The organism is Xenococcus sp. PCC 7305 (genome assembly GCF_000332055.1).
Classification (GTDB): Bacteria; Cyanobacteriota; Cyanobacteriia; order Cyanobacteriales; family Xenococcaceae; genus Xenococcus.
The window spans coordinates 1-26,372 of sequence record NZ_ALVZ01000136.1 but is presented as its reverse complement, the minus strand read 5'-3'; the positions used below and the strand labels follow the sequence as shown (position 1 = coordinate 26,372).

At 40.8% G+C, this 26,372-nt stretch carries 11 protein-coding genes and 1 pseudogene; 10 read left to right on the top strand and 2 right to left on the bottom strand.

Annotated features, from left to right (window positions below; translation table 11 throughout):
• Positions 1 to 138: 138 nt before the first annotated feature.
• The 4 genes from XEN7305_RS07620 to XEN7305_RS26500 all read left to right on the top strand — a co-directional run bounded on the left by XEN7305_RS07620 (position 139) and on the right by XEN7305_RS26500 (position 8,717).
• Positions 139 to 1,362, top strand: a complete 1,224-nt coding sequence (locus XEN7305_RS07620) for a hypothetical protein (RefSeq protein ID WP_006508805.1) — start codon at positions 139 to 141, stop codon at positions 1,360 to 1,362.
• 127 nt (positions 1,363 to 1,489) lie between these two features.
• A complete protein-coding gene (gene bchH / locus XEN7305_RS07615; protein ID WP_006508804.1) occupies positions 1,490 to 5,194 on the top strand; it encodes a magnesium chelatase subunit H in 3,705 nt (1,234 codons plus the stop codon).
• Between the two features lie 325 nt (positions 5,195 to 5,519).
• Positions 5,520 to 6,860: an FAD-binding oxidoreductase gene (locus XEN7305_RS07610; protein ID WP_006508803.1), complete on the top strand. Its 1,341-nt coding sequence runs from the start codon at positions 5,520 to 5,522 to the stop codon at positions 6,858 to 6,860.
• Positions 6,861 to 6,911: 51 nt separating this feature from the next.
• Entirely contained in the window at positions 6,912 to 8,717 is a 1,806-nt protein-coding gene (locus XEN7305_RS26500; RefSeq protein ID WP_006508802.1) for a WD40 repeat domain-containing protein, read from the top strand.
• Between the two features lie 41 nt (positions 8,718 to 8,758).
• Here XEN7305_RS26500 and XEN7305_RS07600 read toward each other — a convergent pair whose 3' ends face one another.
• The gene (locus XEN7305_RS07600; protein WP_006508801.1) at positions 8,759 to 9,472 is read right to left on the bottom strand and encodes a rhomboid family intramembrane serine protease; all 714 of its coding nucleotides are present in this window, start codon (positions 9,470 to 9,472) and stop codon (positions 8,759 to 8,761) included.
• Positions 9,473 to 9,685: 213 nt separating this feature from the next.
• Between XEN7305_RS07600 and XEN7305_RS07595 the strand changes: the two genes are divergently transcribed.
• From XEN7305_RS07595 to XEN7305_RS07570, 6 genes are all read left to right on the top strand, one after another.
• Positions 9,686 to 10,798, top strand: a complete 1,113-nt coding sequence (locus tag XEN7305_RS07595) for a mechanosensitive ion channel family protein (protein ID WP_006508800.1) — start codon at positions 9,686 to 9,688, stop codon at positions 10,796 to 10,798.
• Between the two features lie 6 nt (positions 10,799 to 10,804).
• Complete coding sequence (locus tag XEN7305_RS07590; RefSeq protein ID WP_006508799.1) at positions 10,805 to 13,867, top strand: tetratricopeptide repeat protein; 3,063 nt, start codon at positions 10,805 to 10,807, stop codon at positions 13,865 to 13,867.
• A 346-nt stretch (positions 13,868 to 14,213) separates the two neighbouring features.
• Positions 14,214 to 21,959, top strand: a complete 7,746-nt coding sequence (locus XEN7305_RS07585) for a type I polyketide synthase (RefSeq protein WP_006508798.1) — start codon at positions 14,214 to 14,216, stop codon at positions 21,957 to 21,959.
• Positions 21,960 to 22,113: 154 nt separating this feature from the next.
• Positions 22,114 to 22,305 carry a hypothetical protein gene (locus XEN7305_RS07580; RefSeq protein WP_006508797.1) on the top strand — a complete coding sequence of 64 codons (192 nt, stop codon included), beginning with the start codon at positions 22,114 to 22,116 and terminating at the stop codon, positions 22,303 to 22,305.
• A 235-nt stretch (positions 22,306 to 22,540) separates the two neighbouring features.
• Positions 22,541 to 25,198 (top strand): filamentous hemagglutinin N-terminal domain-containing protein, encoded by a 2,658-nt coding sequence (locus tag XEN7305_RS07575; RefSeq protein WP_006508796.1) that lies wholly within the window; start codon positions 22,541 to 22,543, stop codon positions 25,196 to 25,198.
• A gap of 171 nt (positions 25,199 to 25,369) precedes the next feature.
• Entirely contained in the window at positions 25,370 to 26,110 is a 741-nt protein-coding gene (locus XEN7305_RS07570; protein WP_369792506.1) for a filamentous hemagglutinin N-terminal domain-containing protein, read from the top strand.
• Between the two features lie 36 nt (positions 26,111 to 26,146).
• Here the strand turns inward: XEN7305_RS07570 and XEN7305_RS29720 are convergent.
• A pseudogene (locus tag XEN7305_RS29720) lies at positions 26,147 to 26,372 on the bottom strand (IS5/IS1182 family transposase); the annotation flags it as partial.

The window sequence follows — 26,372 nt, the reverse complement described above, 5'->3', positions numbered from 1 at the left end:
TTTCATAAGCCTAAAAAAGTTACTCATTTTGGACTTAGAGCTTGGGAAACTACTTCAAGAGAGAAGTAAGCCATGACTGGCTTTCGGGAGATTCGTAAGACTCCCAAGCTTTCCGCATTTACTTAACTCCCATAATACATGAGAATCATTGGTTTAGATATTGGTCGAGCATCGGCGATCGCCTGTTGCCTCGATAGTTTTCCTGTGAACATTCAACAGCTTTACAAAAAGCTGAGACGGGACAAAGAATTCTATAAATTAACTACTGATGCCACAGGCTTAAAGAAGTTTCTGGAGTTGAAACCTGAAGCTATTGTTTTAGAACCTTCGGGACATTGGTATTCTCACTTTTGGGTGAGTGTCGCTAACAAGAATGGCATTCAGATTTACTGGGTCGGTCATTCTGATCTAGATAAGCAACGAGGTAGTTATGGATTCACCAACAAACGTGATGAAGAGGACGCACTTTGTTTAGCTGCTACTTACTTTGACGAGCGCTTTATTGATGAGCAGGGGAACAAGAGATTTCTCGAATATTACTATAATCAGGATGCAGTTATCACAAGGGTTCGTGAGGTTTTCCTTGAGAAAGAGCAGCTCGCTAAATTACGTTCTGGTTTGGTGGCGCAATTGAGACAGCGATTAGCCTATGAATATCCTGAAATAATTAAACATGCGATGAACATCTCAAAGCTTCGGGGATTTACTCCTATTATCGGATGGTTAGCAGGTTCTCATCAATATAAGCTTTACGATAACAAATATGCTCAATCGGTGGTGCATGAACTGGGAATTACGATTAGTGACTATACGCGATCTCATTGCAAAGCTATTGTTGAAATCGAACTAAGAATAACTCAATGCTACGATTACCTCGAAAATGCCTTGAATTTACCAGATTTTGAGTCATACCTACGAGTTTTCGATAAATTTGGCTTTGGACTAGACAATAAGGCTTTACTCCTTTATCAATGTTATCCCTTCGAGAAGTTCCTAGTTAATGATAAAGCTTGGATTGAATACGAAGAATCAAAAGGGAAGCTACAAAAACGCGATCGCTCTTTGCGAAAATTCCAGGCTTTCATGGGAATGAGTTTTAGTTACAAACAGTCTGGAGACAAGAAAAGTCGTAGCTTTCACGGTTCGAGTATAACTCGTTCACATCTCTATATTTGGGCTGTTTGTATGGTGACTCCATCGAAATATGGAGCCAAAATTGAAGGTGAGCTGGGTAAAAAATTATGCGATCGCTATCAGGAGTTAAGGAAGAGTAACAAAGGTAAGGATAGTATCACTCGAATACTTTTTAAAACTACTCGTATGTTGTTTTATGAATTGCTTAATGAACTAAAAAGGAAATAATGATGTTTATGCGTTATTATTTAAAGAAACTGCCTATCTAAGAAGCAGTTTCTTTTTTTTAGGACATCGTAGTACTGATTGCTACTTAGTTAAAGGTATTAGAGAGAAATTTTAAGAAGCTGGGAATATGAAACGGATAGTCTTGATTGCAGGTTTTGAATCTTTTAACGCTAACTTGTATCGACAAGCTGCGGAGATGGCGACGGCGAGATGTCAGGAGCTAGTCGTTACTGTATTCAGCGATCGCGATATTGACACTGAGCCTGAAGCTGTGGCCCAAGCATTAGCAAAGGCCGATGTCTTCTTTGCCAGTTTAGTTTTTGACTATGATCAAGTCATTTGGCTGCGGGAAAGAGTGGCAGAAATTCCGATTCGTCTGGTTTTCGAGTCGGCATTAGAGCTAATGAGTTTAACCAAATTGGGTAAATTTGCGATCGCTGATAAACCTCAAGGAATGCCCAAGCCTGTCAAATTCATTCTGAGTAAATTCACTAATAGTCGCGAAGAAGATAAACTTGCCGGCTATATTAGCTTTCTCAAAACTGGCCCCAAACTACTTAAATATATCCCAGCAAAAAAAGTTCAAGATTTGCGTAATTGGTTGATTGTTTATGGTTACTGGAACGCAGGTGGAACGGAAAATGTCGCCTCAATGTGCTGGATCTTAGCCGAGAAATATTTAGGCTTAAAAGTTGGGGAAATTCCCGCGACGGTTGAAACTCCCAATATGGGCTTATTGCATCCAGATTATCAAGGATATTTTACTGCTCCTCAAGATTATTTAACTTGGTATAAAAAACATTTTGGTACCTATTACGCGACTTCTTTAGTTCGTCAAAAGCCCGTGATTGGTATCTTGCTATATCGCAAGCATGTGATCACCAAGCAGCCTTATATTCTGCAATTAATCAAGCATTTTGAAGAGGAAGAATTAATTCCCTTGCCAATTTTTATTAATGGAGTAGAAGGTCATGTTGCAGTTAGAGACTGGATGACGACTAGTTATGAACAAGAACAAATCAAACAGGGTAATAAAGAAACACTTTCTCTCAGCAAAGATGCCGTTAAAGTTGATGCTATTGTCTCAACTATTGGTTTTCCTTTAGTTGGTGGCCCCGCCGGTTCTATGGAAGCAGGTAGACAAGTAGAAGTTGCCAAAAGAATATTATCGGCGAAGAATGTACCCTATATAGTTGCAGCTCCTTTATTAATTCAAGATATTCATTCCTGGACGAGAAAAGGTATTGGGGGTTTACAAAGTGTGGTTTTATATTCTTTGCCAGAACTGGATGGGGCGATCGATACTGTTCCCTTAGGAGGATTGGTGGGAGAAGATATTTATGTAATTCCTGAAAGATTGCATCGCCTGACCGGAAGACTCAAAAACTGGATTCAACTTAGACAAACTCCGACTAAAGATCGCAAAATTGCAATTATTTTATATGGCTTTCCCCCTGGTTATGGAGCGACAGGAACAGCAGCTTTATTGAATGTTCCCAAAAGCTTATGGAAATTTCTTAAGGGATTGCAAGCACAAGGCTACGATGTGGGAGAGTTACCAGCAGATGGGGAAGCAATCATTCAACAAGTCAAAGAAGCCGATGAATTTAATCCTCTTCTGAATAAAGGGGAATATACGGGGGCTTCAATCAATGTCAAAACTCTGGAAAAGTCTCTGGGCTATCTGCTGACTTCTCGCATTGAAAAACAATGGCAATCTTTAACGGGAACAGGAATTAAAACCTACGGTGATGAATTTCAGATTGGAGGAATTCAGTTGGGAAATATCTGGATTGGGGTGCAACCACCATTGGGAATTGCTGGAGATCCGATGCGCTTGATGTTCGAAAAGGATTTAACGCCCCATCCTCAATATGCTGCCTACTATAAATGGCTCCAAAATGATTATCAAGCTGATGCGATCGTTCATTTTGGCATGCATGGCACTGTGGAATGGTTGCCTGGTTCTCCTTTGGGAAATACGGGTTATTCTTGGTCAGATATTTTATTGGGTAATCTGCCAAATTTGTACATCTATGCGGCCAATAATCCCTCAGAATCGATCCTAGCCAAAAGAAGGGGCTATGGCGTTTTGGTTTCCCATAATGTTCCTCCCTATGGTCGAGCAGGCTTATATAAAGAGCTGATTACGCTACGAGAGTTAATTGCTGAATATCGCGAAGACACGGACAAAAATTCGGCATTAAGAGATGTTATCTGTCAGAAAATTGTCGATTCTGGTTTAGAAAGAGATTGCAAGTTTACTGAAGGAGAAAAGCAAGGAATAGCTTTCACTATGGAAAATAGCAAGCTGTTTAGTAAGAAGGTAATCAATGACTATTTTGTTGAAGTTTATGAGTACTTGCAAATCTTGGAGCAAAGGTTATTTTCTTCTGGGTTGCATGTCTTAGGAGAAGCTCCAAACGATGAGAATTTAAAGTCCTATCTTGATGCTTATTTTGATGATGATTTATCGAACGTAGGGGCGAATGGCCATTCGCCCTTACAAGCGAATTCCGAGGAAGCACAAAAGATTAGTGAATTATTAGCCCAAAATACCGATGAATTAACGAATCTTTTGCGAGGTTTGAATGGGGAATATATTCCTCCTGCTCCTGGTGGTGACTTGTTGCGAGATGGGGCGGGAGTATTACCCACGGGCAGAAATATTCATGCTTTAGATCCTTATCGGATGCCTTCGCCTGGGGCTTATGCAAGGGGACAAGAAATTGCCAAGAAAATTATTAGCCAACATCTAGAAGAGAAGGGGAGTTATCCCGAAACTGTGGCCGTAATGCTATGGGGTTTGGATGCGATTAAAACTAAGGGTGAATCCTTGGGAATATTATTAGAATTAGTCGGGGCTGAACCGGTCAAGGAAGGCACCGGCAGGATTGTTCGTTATGAGTTGCAGTCTGTTGCAGATTTAGGACATCCTCGGATTGATATTTTGGCGAATCTGTCCGGGATTTTTCGTGATACTTTTGTCAATATTATCGAGTTATTGGATGATTTGTTTCAACGAGCAGCGGTCGCAGAAGAATCATCAGAAGATAATTTTATTCGCAAGCATTATTTAGCGTTACAAGAGCAAGGTATTGATAATGCTTCTGCTAGATTATTCTCTAATCCTGCTGGAGACTTTGGTTCGTTGGTGAATGATCAGGTTGTAGATAGTAATTGGGAATCTGGTGACGAACTGGCGAATACCTGGACAAAACGTAATAGCTTTAGTTATGGCAGAAAAGATAAGGGCCAAGCGAGGCCAGAGGTTTTACAACAATTACTGCAAACTAGCGATCGCATTGTCCAAGAAATTGACTCAGTGGAATATGGTTTGACTGATATCCAGGAATATTATGGCAATACAGGAGGTTTAAAACTGGCAGCAGAAAAAGAAAGTGGTCAAGAGGTAGAGGCTTCTTTTGTGGAGAGTTTTTCTAAGGATACGACGCCTCGCAAGTTAAAAGATCTTCTGCGAATGGAATATCGCACTAAATTATTAAATCCTAAATGGGCCGAGGCTATGGCAGATCAAGGCAGTGGTGGTGCCTATGAAATATCGCAGCGGATGACAGCCTTAATTGGTTGGGGTGGTACGGCTAATTTTCAAGATGATTGGGTTTATGATCAGGCGGCTGATACCTATATGTTGGATGCTGAGATGGCGCAGAAGCTAAGAGATGCTAATCCGGAGGCTTTTCGTAATATCGTCGGGCGGGCGATCGAGGCTAATGGCAGAGGTTTCTGGGATGCGGATGAGGAGAAGTTGGAAAAATTACGAGAGTTGTATCAGTCTGCTGAAGATGAGTTGGAAGGTGTTGTTGCATGAGGATTAATTGGCGATCGCCTTCTCCCCCTTCTTGAACGTTGAGTTCGATAAGTACAAAATTTACTAGTTTTGAATAAGGATTTAGGGATTTAAGGATTTAGGGATTTGGGGAAAAGCTTATTACTTCGTTATGCAACTTGGGAAATTTAATCAAAAAGAAAATTCGTCGAACTGACCTTTCTTTAAGAACTAGATTACCGCTATATCTTGCTAAACTTACTCTAGTCAAAATAGGACTCTTTTTGACCTAAAACCTAACACCTAAAACCTAACCCCAGTCACTGTTAGTACAAGAATTGCCAAGTCGTGAAATAAGACCCAAATTATGCCAAATACAGAACGTGAAACTGCTCTACTCGAAATCGCCAATAGCTTAATAGGTATCGAAGTAATTAGCGATCGCCATCAGCTAGAAAAATTATCTCTAGACTATTATCACTTTAGCCCTGTTTTACAGGAGCAACTGGCGACTAAACGGGGAGAACTGGCAGTTCGACCGACAACAGAAGTCGAAGTTACCCAAGTTGTGCAAGCTTGTGTTCAACATAGAATGCCCATCACAGTCAGAGGTGCTGGCACAGGTAACTATGGTCAATGTATTCCCCTCACAGGGGGTGTGATTCTGGATTTGACCAAAATGAACCAGATCAAATCGCTCACCCCAGGCAGCGCCATAGTTGAACCTGGAGTAAAAATGGCAGCCTTTGATAAAAAAGCGCGGGAAATTGGTTGGGAATTGCGCATGGCACCTTCCACCTATCGCACAGCAACTATTGGTGGTTTTATTGCTGGGGGTAGTGTTGGGATGGGTTCAATAAATTATGGGCAAATTAGCGATCGCGGAAATGTCCGACGAGTCAAAATTGTCACGATTGAAGAGCAACCTCAAGTCCTTGATTTGGAGGGAGACCAAGTCCAAAAAGTTATTCATGGTTATGGCACAACAGGAATTATTACCGAATTGGAAATTGCCCTGGCTCCAGCTTATCCTTGGCGAGAAATGATTGTGGTCTTCGATGAATTTATGAGCGCAGCTCGATTTGGTCAAACTCTGAGTGATAGTTCAGGCATTGTCAAAAAATTAGTTAGTGTTCATGCAGCGCCAATTCCTAGCTATTTTACAGCGCTCCAAAATCATTTGCCTGAAGGAAAAAATGCGGCTTTAGTGATGATTTCCGAATATGATCTCGGATTATTTCGAGAGTTGGTCAAAGAATACAATGGCGCAATTACCTACGATAAAACTGCGATCGAGGCCAGTAAGGGAACAAGTTTATTAGAATTTACCTGGAACCATACAACCTTGCATGCTCGCAATCTCGATTCTAATTTCACTTACCTGCAAACTTTCTACTTCACTTTAGAGCGAGTTGAACAGATGTATCATCATTTTGGCGATGAGGCACTAATTCATTTGGAGTTTCTACTTGCTGGGGGAAAGGCAGTTCCGGCGGGATTGCAGTTGGTACGTTATACAACAGAAGCAAGATTAAATGAAATTATTCGCTTTCACGAGTCGGAGGGCGCATTTGTGGCCAATCCCCATGTTTATACCATCGAAGATGGTGGCAATAAACAAATTGATCGCGATAAAGTTGAGTTTAAACAAAAAATAGATCCTCATGGATTATTGAATCCAGGAAAAATGCGAGGGTTTGAACATTGACCATTGAGAATTTAACATTTAATAGTTTTTGTAATTTTGTGGAGGGGAAACTTGTCTAGTTCTAACAATGATCAAATAATTAAAAGGCTGGAAGATCTAGAAAAAAAATTTAACCTTCTCAAACAATCTTTAGAGAATGAAGCCCATACATCCGTCATGCCCAGGGCGAGGCAAGTGACAGGAGCTTTGGAGGTTAAAAAAAATGACAAGCTAAATATTACTGAAACTGAGTTAATTAATACCTATATTAATAGTCCCCAAATTTTGGAAAATGTTGCGATTAGAGCTTCTTTAACTGCTGAAAGTTATCGACAAAAAACTTCAGGCATCATCTACCTCGAACCGACTGATAATGGAAATTATTGGATTATAGCGACTCTTGATGGTGATTATTGGCTAGTTCCCAAAGATAATATTTTCATCAATACTCCAGTCATGAAAACTCTACAATTGATGTTTAATTGCCAGGAATATCAAGAGAGAAAAACTAAAGAATTTATCCTCAATAGGCCAGGAAAGCTTTCTTTGCTGGCTAATGGTAAAGAATGGAAGCTTGAAGAGATGGGAGAGCTATATTTTGGTCATAGCCAGAGTAAAGCTTCTTTTTTGGAGTCAGAAATCGAACAAATCAAAAAAGAAAGGGAAAAACTAGAATTACAAATTAAAGAAGTACAGAATTATATAACCAAAAAAAATAATTCTTTAGGATTAAAAACAAGCGATGTGAAGATTCAAGAATTATTTGAAGAGGTTCAAGAAATAAAAAATCGCATCTCTAAATCCCATAATCGACAATCTGATGAATCACTCCAGAGCATTATAGATAAACAACAACAGCAATTAGCAAAGGCTGAAAAAGAAAGGCAAGAAATGCGCTTAGAAATTGCTGCATTAAAGCAATCACAAAGGACTACTCCCTCCACTAAATCTCCGTCAAAGGCTATCTCAATAAATTGGAAAAATGCTCAGGAATTAGATACTTTAGCTGGACATAGCGATTCGGTTCGTACTGTTGCAGTTAGCAATTGGCAAGGACGTCAGAATATTATAGCTAGTGGTAGTTTTGATAATACAATCAAGCTCTGGAACCTAGAAACAGGCAAATTAATTAATACTTTATCTGGGATGTCTCGGGTTAATGCGATCTCGATTCATCCTTATAAATCTTTGCTCGTTAATGGTTGTGACGATAATAAAATCCACATTTGGAATCTTGATACGATGGCGTCTATTCCCTTGGAAGTTCATGATCATAGGGTATTGGCAGTTGCTATTAGTCAAGACGGTAATACTCTAATTAGTGGTAGTCGCGATCATACTTTAAAAGTATGGAATTGGGAGCAATCTGATCTAGAGTTTAGGCATAATATTACTGAGGATTATGGAACAATTATTGCCCTAGAAATCACACCTAATAACCAACAAATAATTTGTGTATATGGTGATAATGCGGTCCGAGTTTGGGATTTGGCAACAGGTAAACTGATCAAAACTCTGATCCAATATACTGATATGATTTGGTCAATAGCTATTAGTCCTGATAGTAAAACTCTAGTTTGTGGAAGTCGCGATCGCAGTATTCAAGTCATTGATTTAGCCACAGGAAATATTAGAAAAACTTTAACTAAACATACTTCGGCCGTGTGGGCAGTTGCGATTAGTCCTGATAGTAATACTTTAGCTAGTGGAAGTTCGGATAATAATATTATTTTATGGGACTTAAATAGTGGGAAAATTATCAAAACCTTAACAGGACATGCCAAAGATGTTCTATCGGTACAATTCACTGCCGATGGCACAAAAGTAGTGAGTTGTAGTCGGGATCAAAAGATTAGAATTTGGGGAAATCTTGACTGAACTGAAGGTAGAGAGCAAAGGGCAGAAGTCTCACTTGCCCATTAGGTTATTGATTTTTGAGTATCTTCAGAAAAAAGTCCCAACACTGGGCCTAAAATTACGCCGAAGATAAAGCCTCCAATATGAGCCCAGTAGGCCACCCCACCGCTTGCCATGCCGACGCTTGCTTGAACTTCAAATGAGGCAATGCCATTGAAAGCTTGTTCGAGAAACCAAAAGCCCAGAAAATATAATGCGGGGATTCTAAACAAAGGAAAGAAAAATCCTAACGGAATTATGGTGACGATTTTAGCTCGGGGAAACTTGAGGATGTATGCTCCCATAACTCCTGCGATCGCGCCACTAGCCCCTAAAGAGGGAATATTCGACATTTCAGAAAAATACCATTGGGCCAGTCCTGCTAATACACCGCAGATTAAATAAAAACATAGATATTTAAGTCTTCCTAGCTGCTCCTCGATATTGTTACCAAAGATATACAGGAACAACATATTAAACCCAATATGGGCAAAACCTGCATGAAGAAACTGAGAAGAGATCAGAGTCATGACCTCTGGCACAGCTTGCTGGGAGGGAATCCCGCTTAAGCTTGCTGTTAATTCCCGAGGAACTATCGCAAAAACATGTAAAAAGGCTTCTAATTGTTGCGGATTTAAACTTAATTCGTAACCGAAAGCCAAAATATTGACTGCAATTAAAATATAGGTGATATAGGGAGTAATTTGAACTGGATTTTCATCCTTTAAAGGAATCATAGGGTAGTTAATCGTAGATTGAAAAAATTATTAGTTCATCAAATATCTGATCCTAAAATAAATTTTAGCTTCCTGTCATCTGTCTCAAGGTAGGTTTTGGTTCTGATGATTTTTACCTAATTTATTTCTTAGGAAGTAGACAATATCGCATCGTGAAAGTAAAGATGGAGCAAAAATTGACCTTTAACTATTTTTAGTGATCAACTATACCTTATGAATTTGGACTTTTTAGCAATTGAGTTTTTGAATAATCAACTTGGTGACTATTTACTGGCTGCGGCAATCTTTGTGGTGGGTATACTCTCGATCAAAGTCTTGAAACGTTTAGGATTTAGAAATTTAAAAAAATGGGTAGCGAAAACCCAAAATGTCTATGATGATGTACTCATTAAAATTTTGGAACGGAATCTCATCCCCATCGCCTACTTAGGAACTTTTTATTTAGCAGTCAATAACTTGAGTCTCCATTCAATTTTGGATCGCTCTGTTGAAGTTTTCGTGGTTATTGTGTCAACAATCCTTGCCATTAGATTATTAACTTATTCTATAGAATATTTAATTAAAATTTACTGGTTAAACTATCATCGAGACAATCAAAATATTGAACAGAGTATTGATGCCTTGGTTCCTGCCATTCGAGTTGTTATTTGGGGGATTGGAGCTATCTTCTTATTAGATAATATCGGCTTTGATATTTCTGCAATAGTGGCGAGTGTCGGGATTGGTGGGGTTGCGATCGCACTAGCTTCTCAAGGTCTATTACAAGACTTATTTAGTTATTTTGCAATTTTGTTTGATCGCCCCTTTGAGTTGGGAGATTTTATTAGCGTTGGGGATTATGTTGGTACTATCGAACATGTCGGAATTAAAACAACTCGTCTCAAAAGCATTAGCGGAGAACAAATTATCATTGCCAATACAGACCTAACAAGTTCGAGGGTTCGCAATTACAAAAGAATGACTCAGCGTCGTATTGTATCTAAGCTAGGAGTGGTTTATGAAACTGATACCGAACAATTAGCTCAAATCCCAAATTTGATTACAGAAATTATTAATAATACGGAAAATACCATTTTTGATCGAGCCCATTTTTCAGGTTATGGCTCATACAGTTTAGATTTTGAGATAGTCTATTTCATTAATACTAGCGACTATGCTATATATATGGATGCTCAGCAGCAGATTAATCTAAAGATTAAATCCGAATTTGCTAAACGTAGTATTGAATTTGCCTATCCCACTCAAGTTAATTACTTTAACAATTCAGCTATCAAATCTAATGACCATAACGGCTCTCCAACACTAGTGTCGCTACGCGAGAAGTAATAAGTAATGCCGAAAATTTATTATTTTTGTCCGGATTATCAACTTCCTTCTGGAGGAACCAGAACACTCTATTGGCAGGTTGCTCAGTTGCGTAGTTCTGGGTTGGATGCCTGGATTGTTCATCAAAAATCAGAGTTTAGCTTAACTTGGCACGACATCAGGGTTCCAATCACTAGCTTAGAAGATAATCCTCATCTTAAGCCCAGTGACATTTTAGTTTTTCCCGAAGTGATGCTACCAACGATGCAACAGATGGCAAGCATCGCAGCACGCAAGGTTGTGGTGGCGTTAAACTGGGCTCCAGCTTATCTTAATTTAGAAGCTACGGATAGTTGGGCTAACTATGGCATCCAAGCAGCTTTATTTCGCTCGCCAATTATTGCCAATTATGTCAAATGGCGCATGAATTTACCGGTGGCAGTTGTGCCTACCCATATTGACTCGGGACTTTATTATTACAAGCCTGCGGCCAAAAAACCCTTGATTGCTTATATGACCCGAAAAGCTAAAGATGCTGCGATTGTTCATCGCGTTCTCGAGCAACGAGGGGGTTTATTTGCCAATTTTACTTGGCAAGCATTACGAGATTCTTCTCAGGCAGAATATGCCAGTTGTCTACGCCAGGCTACTTTTTATATTCCCCCTTCGGCTCAAGAAGGGGAAAATATTTCGGTCTTAGAAGCTATGGCCTGTGGTTGCATTGTTGTGGGCTATCACGGCATTGGGGGTAAAGATTTTATGATTAGGGAGGGTCAAAAGCAAAATTGTGTTTTGGTTGAAAATGGTAATCTCCCTGAGTTGGGTCTCACTATGGAAAAAACTCTGAGAGATTGGACCGCGAATCCCGAATCTTTTGCTCGTATTATTCAAAACGCGATCGCGACTGGACAAAAAGCCCAAGATACTCAGCAAGAAGCTCAAGCTTTAGCTAAATTTTTTCGTAATTTACCATCTATCAGCTCCGCGATCGCAATTAATTCCGACAAAAATCACAATGCAGCTTTGTCTTTAATTGAACAAGCCAGAAAATTGAAACAAGCAGGTCAGTTGGAGCAGGCTCGCACTTGTTACCAAGAAGCTTTAGGGATTAATGACACTATTCCCGAAGCTTGGTATAACTATGGCAATTTACTCTCGCAGCTCGCTCTCAAGACTGAGGCAGCTCAGGCATATAAAAAGGCTTTAGAGCTACAAAATAATTTTTTTCAGGCTCATCTCAATTTAGCCAATTGTCTGCGGGACAGCGATCTCATTGAAGAGGCAATTGTGCATTACCGCCAGGTGATTAATATCAAGCCAAATTTTACCTTGGCATATCGCAATCTGACTCAAGTTTTAGTTAATTTAAATCGCTCAGTAGAAGTTATCGAAATTTGTCAGGCTTGGCTAGCAATAGAACCCCATAATCTGTTTGCTCTCAATGCCCTAGGCATATCCTGGCAATCTCAAGGAAAATATCAACCAGCATTAAGTTGTTTTCAGCAGGCGGTGAAGAACGCTCCAAATTCTGCCGATAGTCTCAATAATTTGGGTACTTTACTGCGGATGTTGAAGCGTCCCCAGGAAGCTTTGCCCTATCTGCGTCGCTCTATAGAGCTCAATCCGGATAATGATATTACCCAGTCTAATTTTCTCTATGCCTTGCTCAACCTGGGCAAAGTCAGTGAGGCGATCGCTCAAGCGGATGATTTATTACAACGCAATGCGAATCTTGCCGGAATTAGACTGATGCAGGGTTTTGCCTTGACCTATCAGGCGAGAATTTCTGAGGCGATCGCCAGTTATGACATGAGTTGGCAATTAGACCCCGCAAAAACTGCACCTATTTCCAATGCCTTATTTTCTATGCTCTATCGAGATGATCTCTCGCCCACAGAACTGGTTCAAGAGCGCAGTAAATGGGTTAATCGTTTGCCCACACCACCAATTAAATATGAGCAATGGCAAAGCGATCCTAATCCCCATCGGCCTCTAAAAATTGGTTATCTTTCGGGAGATTTACGAACTCATCCGGTCGCTTTTTTCCTGGAGCCTATTCTGGTAAATCATAATGCTCGCGAGGTGACTAGCTTTTGTTATGACACTGGGGGCATTGAGGATCAGACGACTACTAGATTGCAAAATTATAGCGATCGCTGGATTAACTGTGCTGGCTGGGATGATCTCCGTTTAGCTGAGCAAATCCATAATGACGCGATCGATATTTTAGTTGATTTATCAGGACATACCAGCGGTAATCGCACTCAGGTCTTGCGATGCCAACCGGCACCAATTCAAATGATTTATATTGGCTACCCTGAGTCCAGTGGCTTGGCAGAAATTGACTATATTATTGCCGATCAATATGTTGCTCCAGCTGATTTGGACTATCTCTACACAGAAAAAATATTGCATGTTGCCGGAAGTTTTTGGTGTTTCTTGCCCCAGGATTTTCTCCCTGAGCCGCAACAGCTACCAGCTCTGAAAAATGGTTATCTTACTTTTGGCTCCTTCAACAATAGTTCCAAAATCTCTCCCACGACAATTCGCTTATGGTCTCAAGTCCTTAAAGCCGTGCCAAATTCTCGCTTATTACTCAAAGCTTTGGCCTTAGAAGATAAAGGTACTTGCGAATATTTTCGTGGGCAATTTGTCGCTCAGGGGATTGATGGGACCAGAGTTATTCTAGAAAAACCAACCTTGAAAATTGAGAACTTTTTTGAGTCCTATCATAAGATTGATATTGCCTTAGACCCTTTCCCCTACAACGGTGGCACGACCACTTGTCAAGCTTTGTGGATGGGCGTTCCTGTAATTTCACTGCGGGGACAACAATTTTGTTCACGAATGAGTCATAGCTTTTTAACTAATCTGGGGTTGCCAGAACTTAGCGTGGCAACAGAAGCAGACTATATTGCGATCGCTGTTGAGCTGGCTCAAGATTTAACTAAGCTCAGTCAAATGAGGGCTAATTTGCGATCGATGATGAAAAAATCACCAATTATGAATGGAACCTTAGCGGCAGAAGAGTTGGAAAAAGCTTATCGTCGGGCATGGCAAGAGGTAAGCATTAAAAAGCTTCAAGGCTGAAAATAGGGGCGTTGCTGAATCCAGATATGAATTCGTTTCGCGCAAAGGCGCAAAGACGCAAAGCAGGCAAAAAAAACCTTCTGCCATCTGCCCTCTGCCCTCTGCCTTCGCTTGACCAATCCTATTCACTAAATGTAATCTAAAGCAAGGTTAATTAGCCTAGATTAAATTATTATTACGTCAGTTCGACGAATTTTCTTTTTGATTATATTTTTCAAGTTGAACAACCAATTAATAGGCTTTTCCCTAGATCCCTAAATCCCTAAATCCCCAAATCCCCAAATCCCTAAGTCCCTATTCAGAACTAGTAAATTTTGTACTCATCGAACTCACGTTATTATTGATTATGCAACTAGAACCCATTGCAATTATTGGTATTGGCTGCCGTTTTCCTGGAGCGAAAAATCCTCAAGCTTTTTGGGAATTAATTCGCGATGGGCGAGATGGCGTCAGAGAAGTTCCAAAATCGCGATGGGATATCAATTCTTACTACGATTGCGATCCTAGCAAGCCAGGAAAAACCAATACTCGCTGGGGTGGTTTTCTGGAAGATATTGATTATTTTGACCCGCAATTTTTTAGTATTGCTCCCAAAGAAGCTGTCACCATGGACCCGCAACAACGTCTCTTGCTGGAAGTGGCTTGGGAAACCCTAGAAGATGCGGGGCAAATTCCCGAAACTCTTCGAGGCAGCAAGACAGGGGTTTTCATTGGCATTGGCACCCATGATTATTCGATCATGATGTGGCAGCAACCTGTAAGCGAACCTTATGCGACAACGGGTACCGGTAATTGTATTGCAGCGAATCGCATTTCCTATATTTTCGACTTTAAAGGGCCAAGTCTGGCAGTGGATACAGCCTGTTCTTCATCTTTGGTGGCGGTGCATTTAGCTTGTCAGAGTATTTGGACTGGAGAATCTGCGATCGCATTAGCGGGAGGCGTGAATATGCTGCTATTGCCGACTATTATGGTGGGCTTTAGCAAGGGCGGTTTTATGTCCAGTGAGGGCCGCTGTAAAAGTTTTGATGCAGGGGCCGATGGTTATGTTCGTGGTGAAGGAGCGGGTTTGGTCTTATTAAAACCTCTAGCTCAGGCAGAGGCCGATGGGGATGATGTTTATGGGGTGATTCTCAGTAGTGCCGTGAACCAAGATGGTTCTAGTCAGGGAATGGCCGCCCCCAATCCGAAAGCACAAGAAGCTGTGTTGCGCGAAGCCTATGAGCGCGGGGGCCTTGACCCTGCCCAAGTGAGTTATATCGAGGCCCATGGAACAGGTACCAAAGTAGGTGATCCCATTGAAATGAATGCATTAGGGTCAGTTTTTAGTCAAAATCGGCAAGAGGAGAATAATTGCCTGGTGGGCTCGGTGAAAACCAATATTGGACATACAGAAACCGCAGCAGGCATTGCCGGAATTATAAAAGTCGCATTGGCCTTGAAACATCGGCAGATTCCGCCTAGTTTGCATTTTGAGAATCCTAATCCCGCGATCGCCTTTGACAAGCTCAAGCTACAAGTTGTCACCGAGCTCACTCCTTGGGTCAGCGAACAACCATTAATTGCTGGGGTTAATTCCTTTGGTTTTGGCGGGACGAATGCTCATATTGTGATGGGAGATGTTGAGGAACGAGGAACAAGGAACGCCCTAAAGGATACCGCTTCGCATAAGGAACGAGGAAATAAAGAGAAGATTAGAATTAGCTCACTTCAGTTACATTTATTGACTTTATCGGCTAAGAGTAAGTCGGCGTTGCAGGATTTGGCGCAAAGTTATCAAGAATTTATGCAACAACAAGATTTTGATTTACCAGATATTTGTCTGGCTAGTCAGAGAAAACGCAGTCATTTTAATCATCGTGTGACTTGTCTTAGTAACTCAACTGCACAATTGGCCAAGCAGCTCACAGCTTTTATTACGGGAAAGGAGATCCCAGGGGTTACCGTTAGTTGTGTGGGAAACCAAGCTCCTAAAATTTGTTGGCTCTTTACTGGGCAAGGTTCCCAATACATTGGAATGGGACAGCAACTTTACAATACCCAACCGGTTTTTCGTGAAGCATTAAATCGTTGTGCGGACATTTTACAAACCTATTTAGATAAACCATTATTGGAAACAATTTTTCAATCACGTAGAGACGTAGCATGCTACGTCTCTACGGAAAACAATAATCAACCATCAATAATTAACCAGACTATTTATACCCAACCTGCAATATTTGCCATTGAATATGCCTTGGCTCAATTATGGCTCTCCTGGGGGATTAAACCTGACTATGTGATGGGTCATAGTATCGGAGAATATGTTGCAGCTTGCATTGCTGGAGTTTTTAGTCTGGAAGATGGTCTCAAGCTGGTTGCGAATCGAGGAAGACTGATGCAAGAATTGCCTTCGTCGGGAGGGATGTTGGCAATTTTCAGTAGTCAGGAAAAAGTGGCAGAAATAATTACCGCTTATAGCGAGGAAGTGAATATTGCAGCGATTAACAATGGGCAAAACACAGTTATTTCAGGTAAAAAGACTGCCTTAAGCAAGATAAAGGAAAAATTGGACGCGATCGCGATTAGTAGCCGCCTCTTAAAAGTTTCCCATGCTTTTCATTCTCCTTTGATGAAACCTATGCTGGCAGATTTTCGGCAAGTGGCAGAGTCAATAACCTATTCTAAACCTCGAATATCTCTAGTTTCCAACGTTACAGCGCAATTAGCAGACAGGGAAATTGCTAACCCCGATTATTGGGTAGATCATATTATTCAACCAGTAAAATTTGCTCCCAGTTTTCAGTTTTTATTAGCACAAGGAATTGAGATTTTCCTCGAAATTGGCGCGAAACCAATTCTTTCCAGTCTGGGGAAAACAATTTTGGCAGCAGATCATAAACCTAATTCTACCCTCTTAATTCCTAGTCTTTCTGATAAACAAGCCGATGCTCAAGTAATCTTAAATAGCCTTGTCAGACTGTATCATCAAGGGGCTAAAATCAATTGGCAAGAATTAACCAAAGATTATTATCTTCAAGAAATCAAGCTCCCTACCTATCCTTTTCAACGTCAAAAATATTGGTGGGACAAAGCAAAATTTTGGACAGAAAGTAACTTTAACAACGAACAACAATTACATCCCCTACTGGGAAATGCTCTAGCTTTAGCTGGGATTTCTGAAACTCGCTTCCAGAGTCAAATCAAGGCCGACAATCCTAAATATCTGCAAGACCATTGTTTAGAATCCCAAGTTGTTTTTCCTGGGGCGGGTTATTTATCAATGGCAATAGCGGCAGGTAAACATCTGTATAAGACTGATAATTTAACGTTAGAAAGTTTTACCATTCAGCAACCTCTATTGTTATCAGATCAATTAATTACATTGCAGACGGTTGTTAGTCAATCTGATGATCGCTTCCAAATCTTTAGCGATACTGGTCAAGATAATAATTTCATTCTTCATAGCGAAGTTGTTGTTAAAGAGAGTCAAAAGATAGAATTTCATGCTCTTGATGTAGAGGCAATCAAATCAAAACTACAGCCTGTTTCAGATATTACGGCTTACTACGACAAATTAGCTCAGCAGGGTTTAAATTATGGTGTCAATTTCCAAGGAATTCAACAGCTATGGCAAGGAGAAAACCACGCTTTAGGATATATCCAGATACCAGATAAAATAACTAATCATAATTATCAGCTTCATCCCGCATTACTAGACTCTTGTTTTCAATTAATTGGTGCAGCCACCGAATCGCAGCAGGGAGTTTATTTACCAGTAAGTATTGAATCTTTAGAGTTATACCGAAGTGCTAGTAATGCTGTCTGGGCAGAAATCACGATCAAACCTAATGATAATTCTCAACGACTCAATGCAGATATAAGGTTAGTCGATAGCCAAGGTAGCGCGATCGCGTTAATCCAAAATCTATCTTTGCAATATCTCAGTCTCTCTTCATTACGCAAACTAATTAATATTCCATCCCAAGCTGGAACAGCAACTATAGAGGATTGGCTCTATGAAGTGAATTGGCAACCCCAGAACTTAGATTGTAAATTGACTAATGAGTTGCCCAATAATTGGTTAATCTTTAGTCAGGATGGGGATATGGCTTGGGAACTGGAAAAACAATTACCAGGAGATAGTATTTTAGTTTTTCCTGGGGCAGCGTTTAAAGCGATCGCTGCTAACCAATATCAGATTAATCCCACACAGATCGAAGAATTTCAGCGATTATGGCAGGAAATAAAATCATCAGATTCGCAATCTTGGGGCATTATTTATCTTGATCTGGGGGCGAACGGCCGTTCGCCCCTACAACACGGATGTGCGGCAATTTTACATCTGATGCAATCATCGGCAACAGAACAATTATCCCAGTTAGTAATTGTCACCCAGGACACTCAATTTAAAAATACGAAAAATCTATCAGGTGCTATCTGGGGTTTAGCAAGAACCATTAACCTCGAATATCCCAAGCTAAATTGCATTTGTCTTGACTTAGAAGCTAACGACATCGAACAAAATGCCTCTTTAATTCTAGAAGAACTGCAACATGGCAATCTTGAAACTCAAATTGCCTATCACAATCACCAAAGACATATCCCAAGGCTAGTACGTCAGAACAATAGCTTAAGTCGTCCTTTTCGGTTGCAACTATCTGAATATGGCACCTTAGATAATCTTGCTTTGGCTCCTTTAAAGCGTTCCGCGCCTCAAGCAGGAGAAATCGAAATTGCTGTTCAAGCCAGTGGGGTCAACTTCCGCGATGTTTTAAATGCTTTGGGCGTATTAAAAGAATATCTGCAAAAAATGGGATTTGCTGATGCTACCGAAGTCCCTTTTGGGGGCGAATGTGCAGGAATTGTGGTCGCTGTGGGGTCAGGAGTTACAGAGTTTCAAGTAGGAGATCAAGTGATTGCCGCTCAGGCAGTGGGTAGTTTGAGTAGCCATGTCACGGTGAATGCCAAGTTCGCGATCGCAAAACCTGATTATCTAACCTATGCCGAAGCCGCAACTATTCCCACTACTTTTTTGACCGCATATTACGGATTACATTATCTAGCTAAAATCAAACCTGGAGATAAAATTCTTATCCATGCAGCAGCCGGAGGAGTCGGTCAGGCAGCAGTGCAATTAGCGCAAAAGGCTGGAGCCGAAGTGTTGGCAACTGCTTCTGTAGGGAAATGGGATTTTCTCAAGGCATCGGGGGTTAAATATGTGATGAATTCGCGAACTCTCGATTTTGCGGATGAGGTGAGGCAACTTACGGAAGGCCAAGGAGTAGATCTTATTCTTAATAGTCTTAATGGTGATTTTATCCCAAAAAATCTGGAAATCCTGGCACCTCAAGGTCGATTTGTCGAAATTGGCAAAGTGGGAATTTGGGATAAAGCCCAGGTGGCAGAAGCTAGAGAAGATGTGAGTTATTTTCCTTTCGACTTATTAGAAGTTTCCCAGAAAAATCCCGATTTAATTGCGAATTTATTTGCTGAGCTTAAAGAGAAATTTATCAACAAAGAGCTACAACCTTTACCTCATAAGGTTTTTCCCATTCAAGAGGCTGACCAAGCTTTTCGCTATATGGCACAAGCTAAGCATATCGGGAAAGTTGTCCTCGAAACGACTAACAGCATCAAGAGGGGTTGGGGAGAGATCAGAAATGATGGTTGTTATCTAATCACTGGTGGATTAGGTTCATTAGGATTACAAGTCGCAACTTGGTTAGTCGCAGAAGGCGCGAAACATTTAATTTTGATTGGACGCAATCAGCTATCAGATACTGCTAGAAAGACTATCGCAGAATTAGAAGAATTAGAAGTCACAATTAAGCTGGAATTTGCTGATATTTGCGATTCGCTCCAGCTAGAGCAAATTATTAATCAGGTTCAACTCCCATTACGGGGTGTAATTCACGCGGCGGGAATTCTTGATGATGGATTATTGAAAAGCCTTAGTTGGGAGCGTTTCCAAGCAGTTCTCGAACCCAAGATAACAGGTGCTTGGAATTTACATTTAGCGACGGTCAGACTAGATTTGGATTGGTTTGTGAGCTTCTCTTCGGTTGTTTCTGTGTTTGGAGCGGTAGGACAGGGTAACTATGCGGCGGCAAATGCTTTTATGGATAATTTGATGAGTTACCGTCGTAATTTGGGATTGCCAGGTTTAACTATTAATTGGAGCATTTGGGATGATGTGGGAATGGCTAGCCGCCTCACGCCTCAGCAACAGCAAAGATTGAGCCAACAGGGCTTAACTGCGATCGCACCAGAACAAGGGCTAAAAGTCTTAAAGCGATTATTACAGCAGCCAGTAACCCAATCTATCGTTTTTCCTGTGGATTGGTCGGCTTTTCTGGCTCAGCAACCAGATAATCCTTTCTTTGAGCGATTTAAAACTCCAACGACAACTCAAGAACCACAAGCTACGACCTTTTTGCAACAACTAGAAACAACTCCCGAAAGCGATCGCCAGCAGATTCTACAAGAACATATTCGTGAGCAAATAGCTAAAGTATTGGGATTCCCTGATCCTGAAGAGATTGATACTCAAGAAAATTTTGCCGATTTGGGGATGGATTCTTTGATGGCTGTAGAGTTTAAAAATAATCTGCAAGCTAGTTTTGGTGATGCGATATCTTTAACTGCTACTTTCGATTATCCCAATATTGAATTGTTAACTGAATATATTGAGGGAGAACTTTTCGAGGGCAGAGGGCAGAAGGCAGCCCTAAAGGATACCGCTCCGCATAAGGGCAGAGGGCAAAAATCAGACGTCAAAAGCAAGAAAGTCGAAGTAGGGGCGCAAGGCTTGCGCCCTTTAATGAGTCAAGAGTCAAGAGTCAAGAGTCAAGAGTCGGGAGCCCCAAAGGATATTGCAACATATTTTAAGGGACGGAAAAAGATAGATATCAAGCCTGAATTTAATCAATTTAAACTGACACCCGAGTTTATCAATCTCAAAAAAGATCTAGAACGAGTAGAAAAACTAGGTAATCCTTTCTTTGGTCTTCATGAAGGGATTGCCAAAGATACGATTCGAACAGGCGATCGCGAGTTGATTAATTATTCCAGCTACAATTACTTGGGAATGTCAGGCGATCACATTGTGACGGAAGCTGCCCAAAGGGCGATCGCAGAATATGGCACCTCGGTTTCTGCCAGTCGTTTATTATCTGGGGAACGACCGCTACATTTAGAACTGGAACGGGAAATTGCCGATTTTATTGGCACAGAAGATGCGATCGCCTATGTCGGTGGTCATGCAACTAACGTGAGTACCATTGGTCATCTCTTTGGTGAAAGAGACTTAATTATCTGCGATTCCCTGAGTCACAATAGTATCAAGGAAGGTTGTAAACTTTCTGGCGCAACGATTATTGATTTTCCCCATAATGATTGCCAGGCTTTAGCAGAAATTTTGGAGCGGGAAAGAACAAAATATGAAAAAGTTTTAATTGCGATCGAAGGCATCTACAGTACTGATGGTGATCTTGCACCTCTGCCTCAAATTGTTGAACTCAAGCAATATTATCAAACTTTTCTGTTAGTAGATGAGGCCCATTCGATCGGCGTTTTGGGCGTGTCTGGTGGGGGAGTGCGAGAGTATTTTAATCTGCAATCAACAGATGTCGATCTTTGGATGGGAACCCTAAGTAAATCTTTTGCGAGCTGTGGTGGCTATATTGCTGGCGATCGCGAGTTGATCCAATATCTCAAATATACTGCTCCTGGTTTTGTGTTTAGTGTGGGCATGTCTCCTGCTAATACAGTGGCCGCTTTGGCAGCTATTCAATTGCTCAAAGCTGAACCTGAGCGGGCGATTAAGTTACAGAGTCGCGCCAAGTTTTGTCTTGATTTGGCCAAAAGTAAGAAGTTTAATACTGGTTATAGTGCCAATTCCCCGATTATTCCAGTTATTGTTGGCGAGCCCAATAAAGCAGTTCGTTTATCCCAGCTTTTAGCTCAAGAAGGTATTAATGTAAATCCGATGGTCTATCCCTCTGTTCCCTATGATGCGGCGCGGTTGCGTTTCTTTGTCACTTGTTTGCATACAGAAGAGCAAATTATCTCGACGATGAATATTTTGGCAGAGGTCAAAGCTTCGCTTTAAATATTTTTAGCTAATTTTTGTTGGCCTTCTATATCGGCAATGTAAACGATTATTGACATAGATAAAATAATGTAACATTCAGGAACCCAAATATGGCGAAGCAGGGAGAATAAAAATCAAGGGAGAAATAAAAAATTCAAGGAAAGTATCTAAAATGTCTAAAATAAAAACTCTTTTGCTAGGAACCGTGATTCTATCGGCCTTCTTTGCTATCAGCCCTCAGGCAGTTTATTCTCAGCGTAGACAATGTGATCCGTCTAAGGAAGAATGCTCTGGTCGTCAAATGCGACAAGAAACAAAATTACCTACTGACAATATGTTAAATATGGATTCATCTCAGAAATAGTCTAAAACCATAAATAAGCTGATTAACATCAACTGTTATGAAGATGTTGTGAACTATTTGAAATCACTAAGCATCGGAGTCATTGGTTTGATGTGTGGATCAGCTTTAGTCTTACTCTTCTTGCCGACAGACTTAAGGTGAACGGGACATAGTGGTCGCAAGTCACACAATAATCGCATTTGTATCTATCCCTGGAAAATTCTCAGGTCAATCATAATCACAAGGATTTTAAGGAATGAGTCGGTTTCTGCATCAGCTTTTTTTTTCAGTTAATGTCACACTTTTGTCATTGTCCTTAGTTTTTCCCGTCAGAGCACAAGTTGTCCCCGATGGCACTACTTCTACTACTGTAGATGTTGATGGCACTATTAATAACGGCGATCGCGCTGGAAGCAATTTATTTCATAGTTTCAGCGAGTTTTCTGTTCCCACTGGTGGGCGAGCATTTTTTAATAACGCAACAGATATCGTCAATATTTTCTCAAGAGTCACAGGGGGGAATATCTCACAAATCAATGGTTTGCTTGGTGCTCAGGGCACTGCCAATTTATTTTTAATTAACCCCGCAGGAATTATATTTGGCGAAGGTGCTAGTTTAGATATTGGTGGTTCTTTTTTGGGTAGTACGGCCGATAGTATTGTTTTTCCTGATGGTGAGTTTAGTGCCACAAATCCAGATAATCCGCCTTTGATTACGATCAATGCACCTATAGGTTTGCAATTTCGGGAAACAGCTGCAACTATAACGAATCGATCTAGGGCTACGGTTGAGGGAGATTTGCCTGGTCGCATCGTGGACGCTGATGTTGCGGGACTTCGAGTAAATCCAGGAAAGACCCTAGCTTTAGTTGGTGGGGATCTAAGATTTGAGGGCGGAAATCTGACTGCTAATGGGGGAAGAATTGAGTTGGGTAGTGTAGGCATTAATAGCTTTGTGAGCCTAAATCTTACTGGGGATACTTTGGTACTTGATTATGCTGGAGTTCAGAATTTCCAAGACATTAACTTTTTCACACGCACTACTAGTGGAAATATGGGGGAGGATAACATTCTGGGGACTATTGTTGATGCTAGTGGAGATAGCGGAGGAGGTCCCATTCAGGTTCAGGGAAGAAAGATCAGCTTCACCAGCGATGTCGATTCTCCAGCTCTAATATTCTCAAATACGGTATTAGAAGGACAAGGGCAGGCTATCACTGTAAATGCGTCTGAATCCTTAGAATTAACCGGAGACTTCGCCGCAATATTAACCGAAACTGATAATGCAGGATTAGCAGGAAATATATTTATTCAGACTGAAAACCTGATTATGAGCGATGGGGCTTTTATCTCATCGTTTGCTAGTTTTGATGATATTGGTAAGGCAGGAGATTTAAATATTAATGCTTCTGAATCAGTGGAGTTGATTGGTAGAGATATAGGTGGAAATAATCCTACTGCTATATTTGCTGATGCAGAGGGGGGAGATGGCGGAAATTTGAGAATCGAAACTCAGCAATTATCAGCAACAGATGGGGCTCAAATATCAACCAGCACTTTTGGACGTGGTCAGGCAGGAAATATCGAAATTATTGCTGACTCAATTATTTTAAGTGGATTCTCAGAATCAAATACGTCTGATGGCAACAGAAGCGGCATATTTGTCTCGACTCAACCGGGAAGTGCTGGCGATGCAGGAGAATTAACCATTAATGCCGATAGTTTAACTATCGAGAATGGTGCGAGAATATCAGCAAATACTAGAGGGCCTGGTCAAGGAAGTAAAGTGACCTTAAATCTGGAGCGGTTAGTTGTTCAAACAGGTGGAGAAATTGGAGCTGGTTCTCTAGTTAATAATGCGGACAATGATCGAGGTGACGGCGGAACTTTAACCATCGAAGCCAATGATTCAATTGAAGTTATAGGAGCTAAAAATATCAATGGAGAATTAGAGAAAAGTAGCATTTTTACCCTTGCGGAAGGAAAAGGAGATGCAGGAGCATTAAACATCTCAACCAATCAACTCACTGTCGCTGATGGTGGCGAGATTAATGCTAGTTCAACAGGCACAGGAGCAGCAGGAACATTGACAATTAATGCTGACAATCTCAATCTAGATCAAGGTTCTCTGACTGCTACCACCGCAGAAGGTTTTGGGGGAAATATTAACCTTATTGTTTCTGAAAATCTCGACTTAAGAAACAATAGTATTATTTCAGCTGAGGCAACTCAAAATGCCAGTGGGGTTAATAGTGCTGATAGTGGAAACATAAACATTGTGGCTAATTTTATCTTGGGCTTTCCTTCTGAAGGATTGGGCAGTGACATTCGAACAAATGCTGTTGCGGGAAGAGGCGGAGATATAAGCATTCTGACTCAGGGGGTTTTGGGCTTTGAGGTAAGTAGTGGCACAGTAGGGGAGCTTAATAATATTAATGATATTGATGCTAGTTCTGAGACTAGTGTAGATGGTGATATCACTATCAGTTCGCCAGATACAAATCCGCTTCAAGGTGCCAATAGATTGCCCACAAACCCAGTTTCCGCAAATGCGATCGCCTATGACAGTTGTTCTGCGGATGGGGGCAAAGCTCAACTAATCATTACAGGGAAAGGCGGAATCACTCCTGAACCGACGACAATTCTGACGGCTGATGTTCTGGTGCCTGATGGCAAGCCTATCACAGTGGAAAGGGAGATCACCCCTAATTCCCTCCTACCAGAAAAGACGGAGCAAGAACAGGAAAACCCTGATTACATCCCTGCAAGTCTTAGCCCAATCAAAACAGATCATGGCGATATCTATCCTGCTAGAGGAATTGTCAAAACAGCTGATGGCAAGATAATTCTCACTGCTTACTCCAACCCCGAAACAACAAATCGTACTCCTGAAAAACAAATTGGTTGCAGCTAGCTCTAACGAGAAAAATTTGACCCGACATAATCTATATAATCTTGTTTTATTTGCATAACTTTTATTAAGATGTAATTCATTTTGCGAAAGAAGATATTTTATTAGCGGTATCATTGCGAATATTTACGTGGAAACACTTAGATAATTCCTGATATCTATAGCTCTATGACTATGCTCAAATTATTCTCTGCCGTTACGACTTCTGGCGTTTTGGCTTTTGGTTGTGTGATTCCTGTTGCGGCTCAAGTTATTCCTGATGGAACAACTGACACTACAGTGGATGTCGATGGCACGATTAATAACGGCGATCGCGCTGGTGGTAATTTATTTCATAGTTTCAGTGAGTTTTCGGTCCCTACTGGCGGAAGAGCATTTTTTGATAATGCGGTAGATATTGTCAATATTTTCTCGCGTGTTACTGGGGGCAATATTTCTAATATCGATGGGATATTGAGGGCAAATGGCACAGCGAATTTATTTTTGCTCAATCCTGCGGGAATTATCTTTGGGGAAAATGCCAGTCTAGATATTGGTGGTTCGTTTTTTGGGAGTACTGCCGATAGTATTATTTTTCCTGATGGGGAGTTTAGTGCTTTAGATGCTGACAATCCACCTGTTTTGACGATTAATGCACCTATTGGTTTGAATTTTAGGGAGAATGCTGGAGACATCATTAACCGATCTGGATTTGGTTTCCAAGTTCAGGGAGGACAGTCTATTTCTTTAGAAGCTGAGAATATTAGTTTTGAAGGGGGATCTGTGACTGCACCGGGAGGTGATGTCACTATTGCTGCGAATAAAACAATTGACTTGGTTAATGGAAATATTAATACTACCACATTCGATGAAAGCAATGCAGGAAATGTTCTAATTCAAGCAGGTTTGGGAATAAAACTAACTAGGGTTTGCTGAAAAAGTGAGAGGAAAGGTTAACTGCAATAAAACTGTTTAACAAGTAATCTTTTCTGATAGCAAATAAGCTTTAATATCAAGTTTAATTATATAAAACTCACAAATAAAGTCTAATTTATATGGATTCATTAATGAGAACAAAAAAAGACAGTAAACCTGTCTAAGCAGGGTAGAAAGATTGATTACTAAAAAGATAATTGAAATCGAAGTTTCTGAGTTATGAGATAGCTTCGTCATGATACAACCGAGGCCATACCGTCTT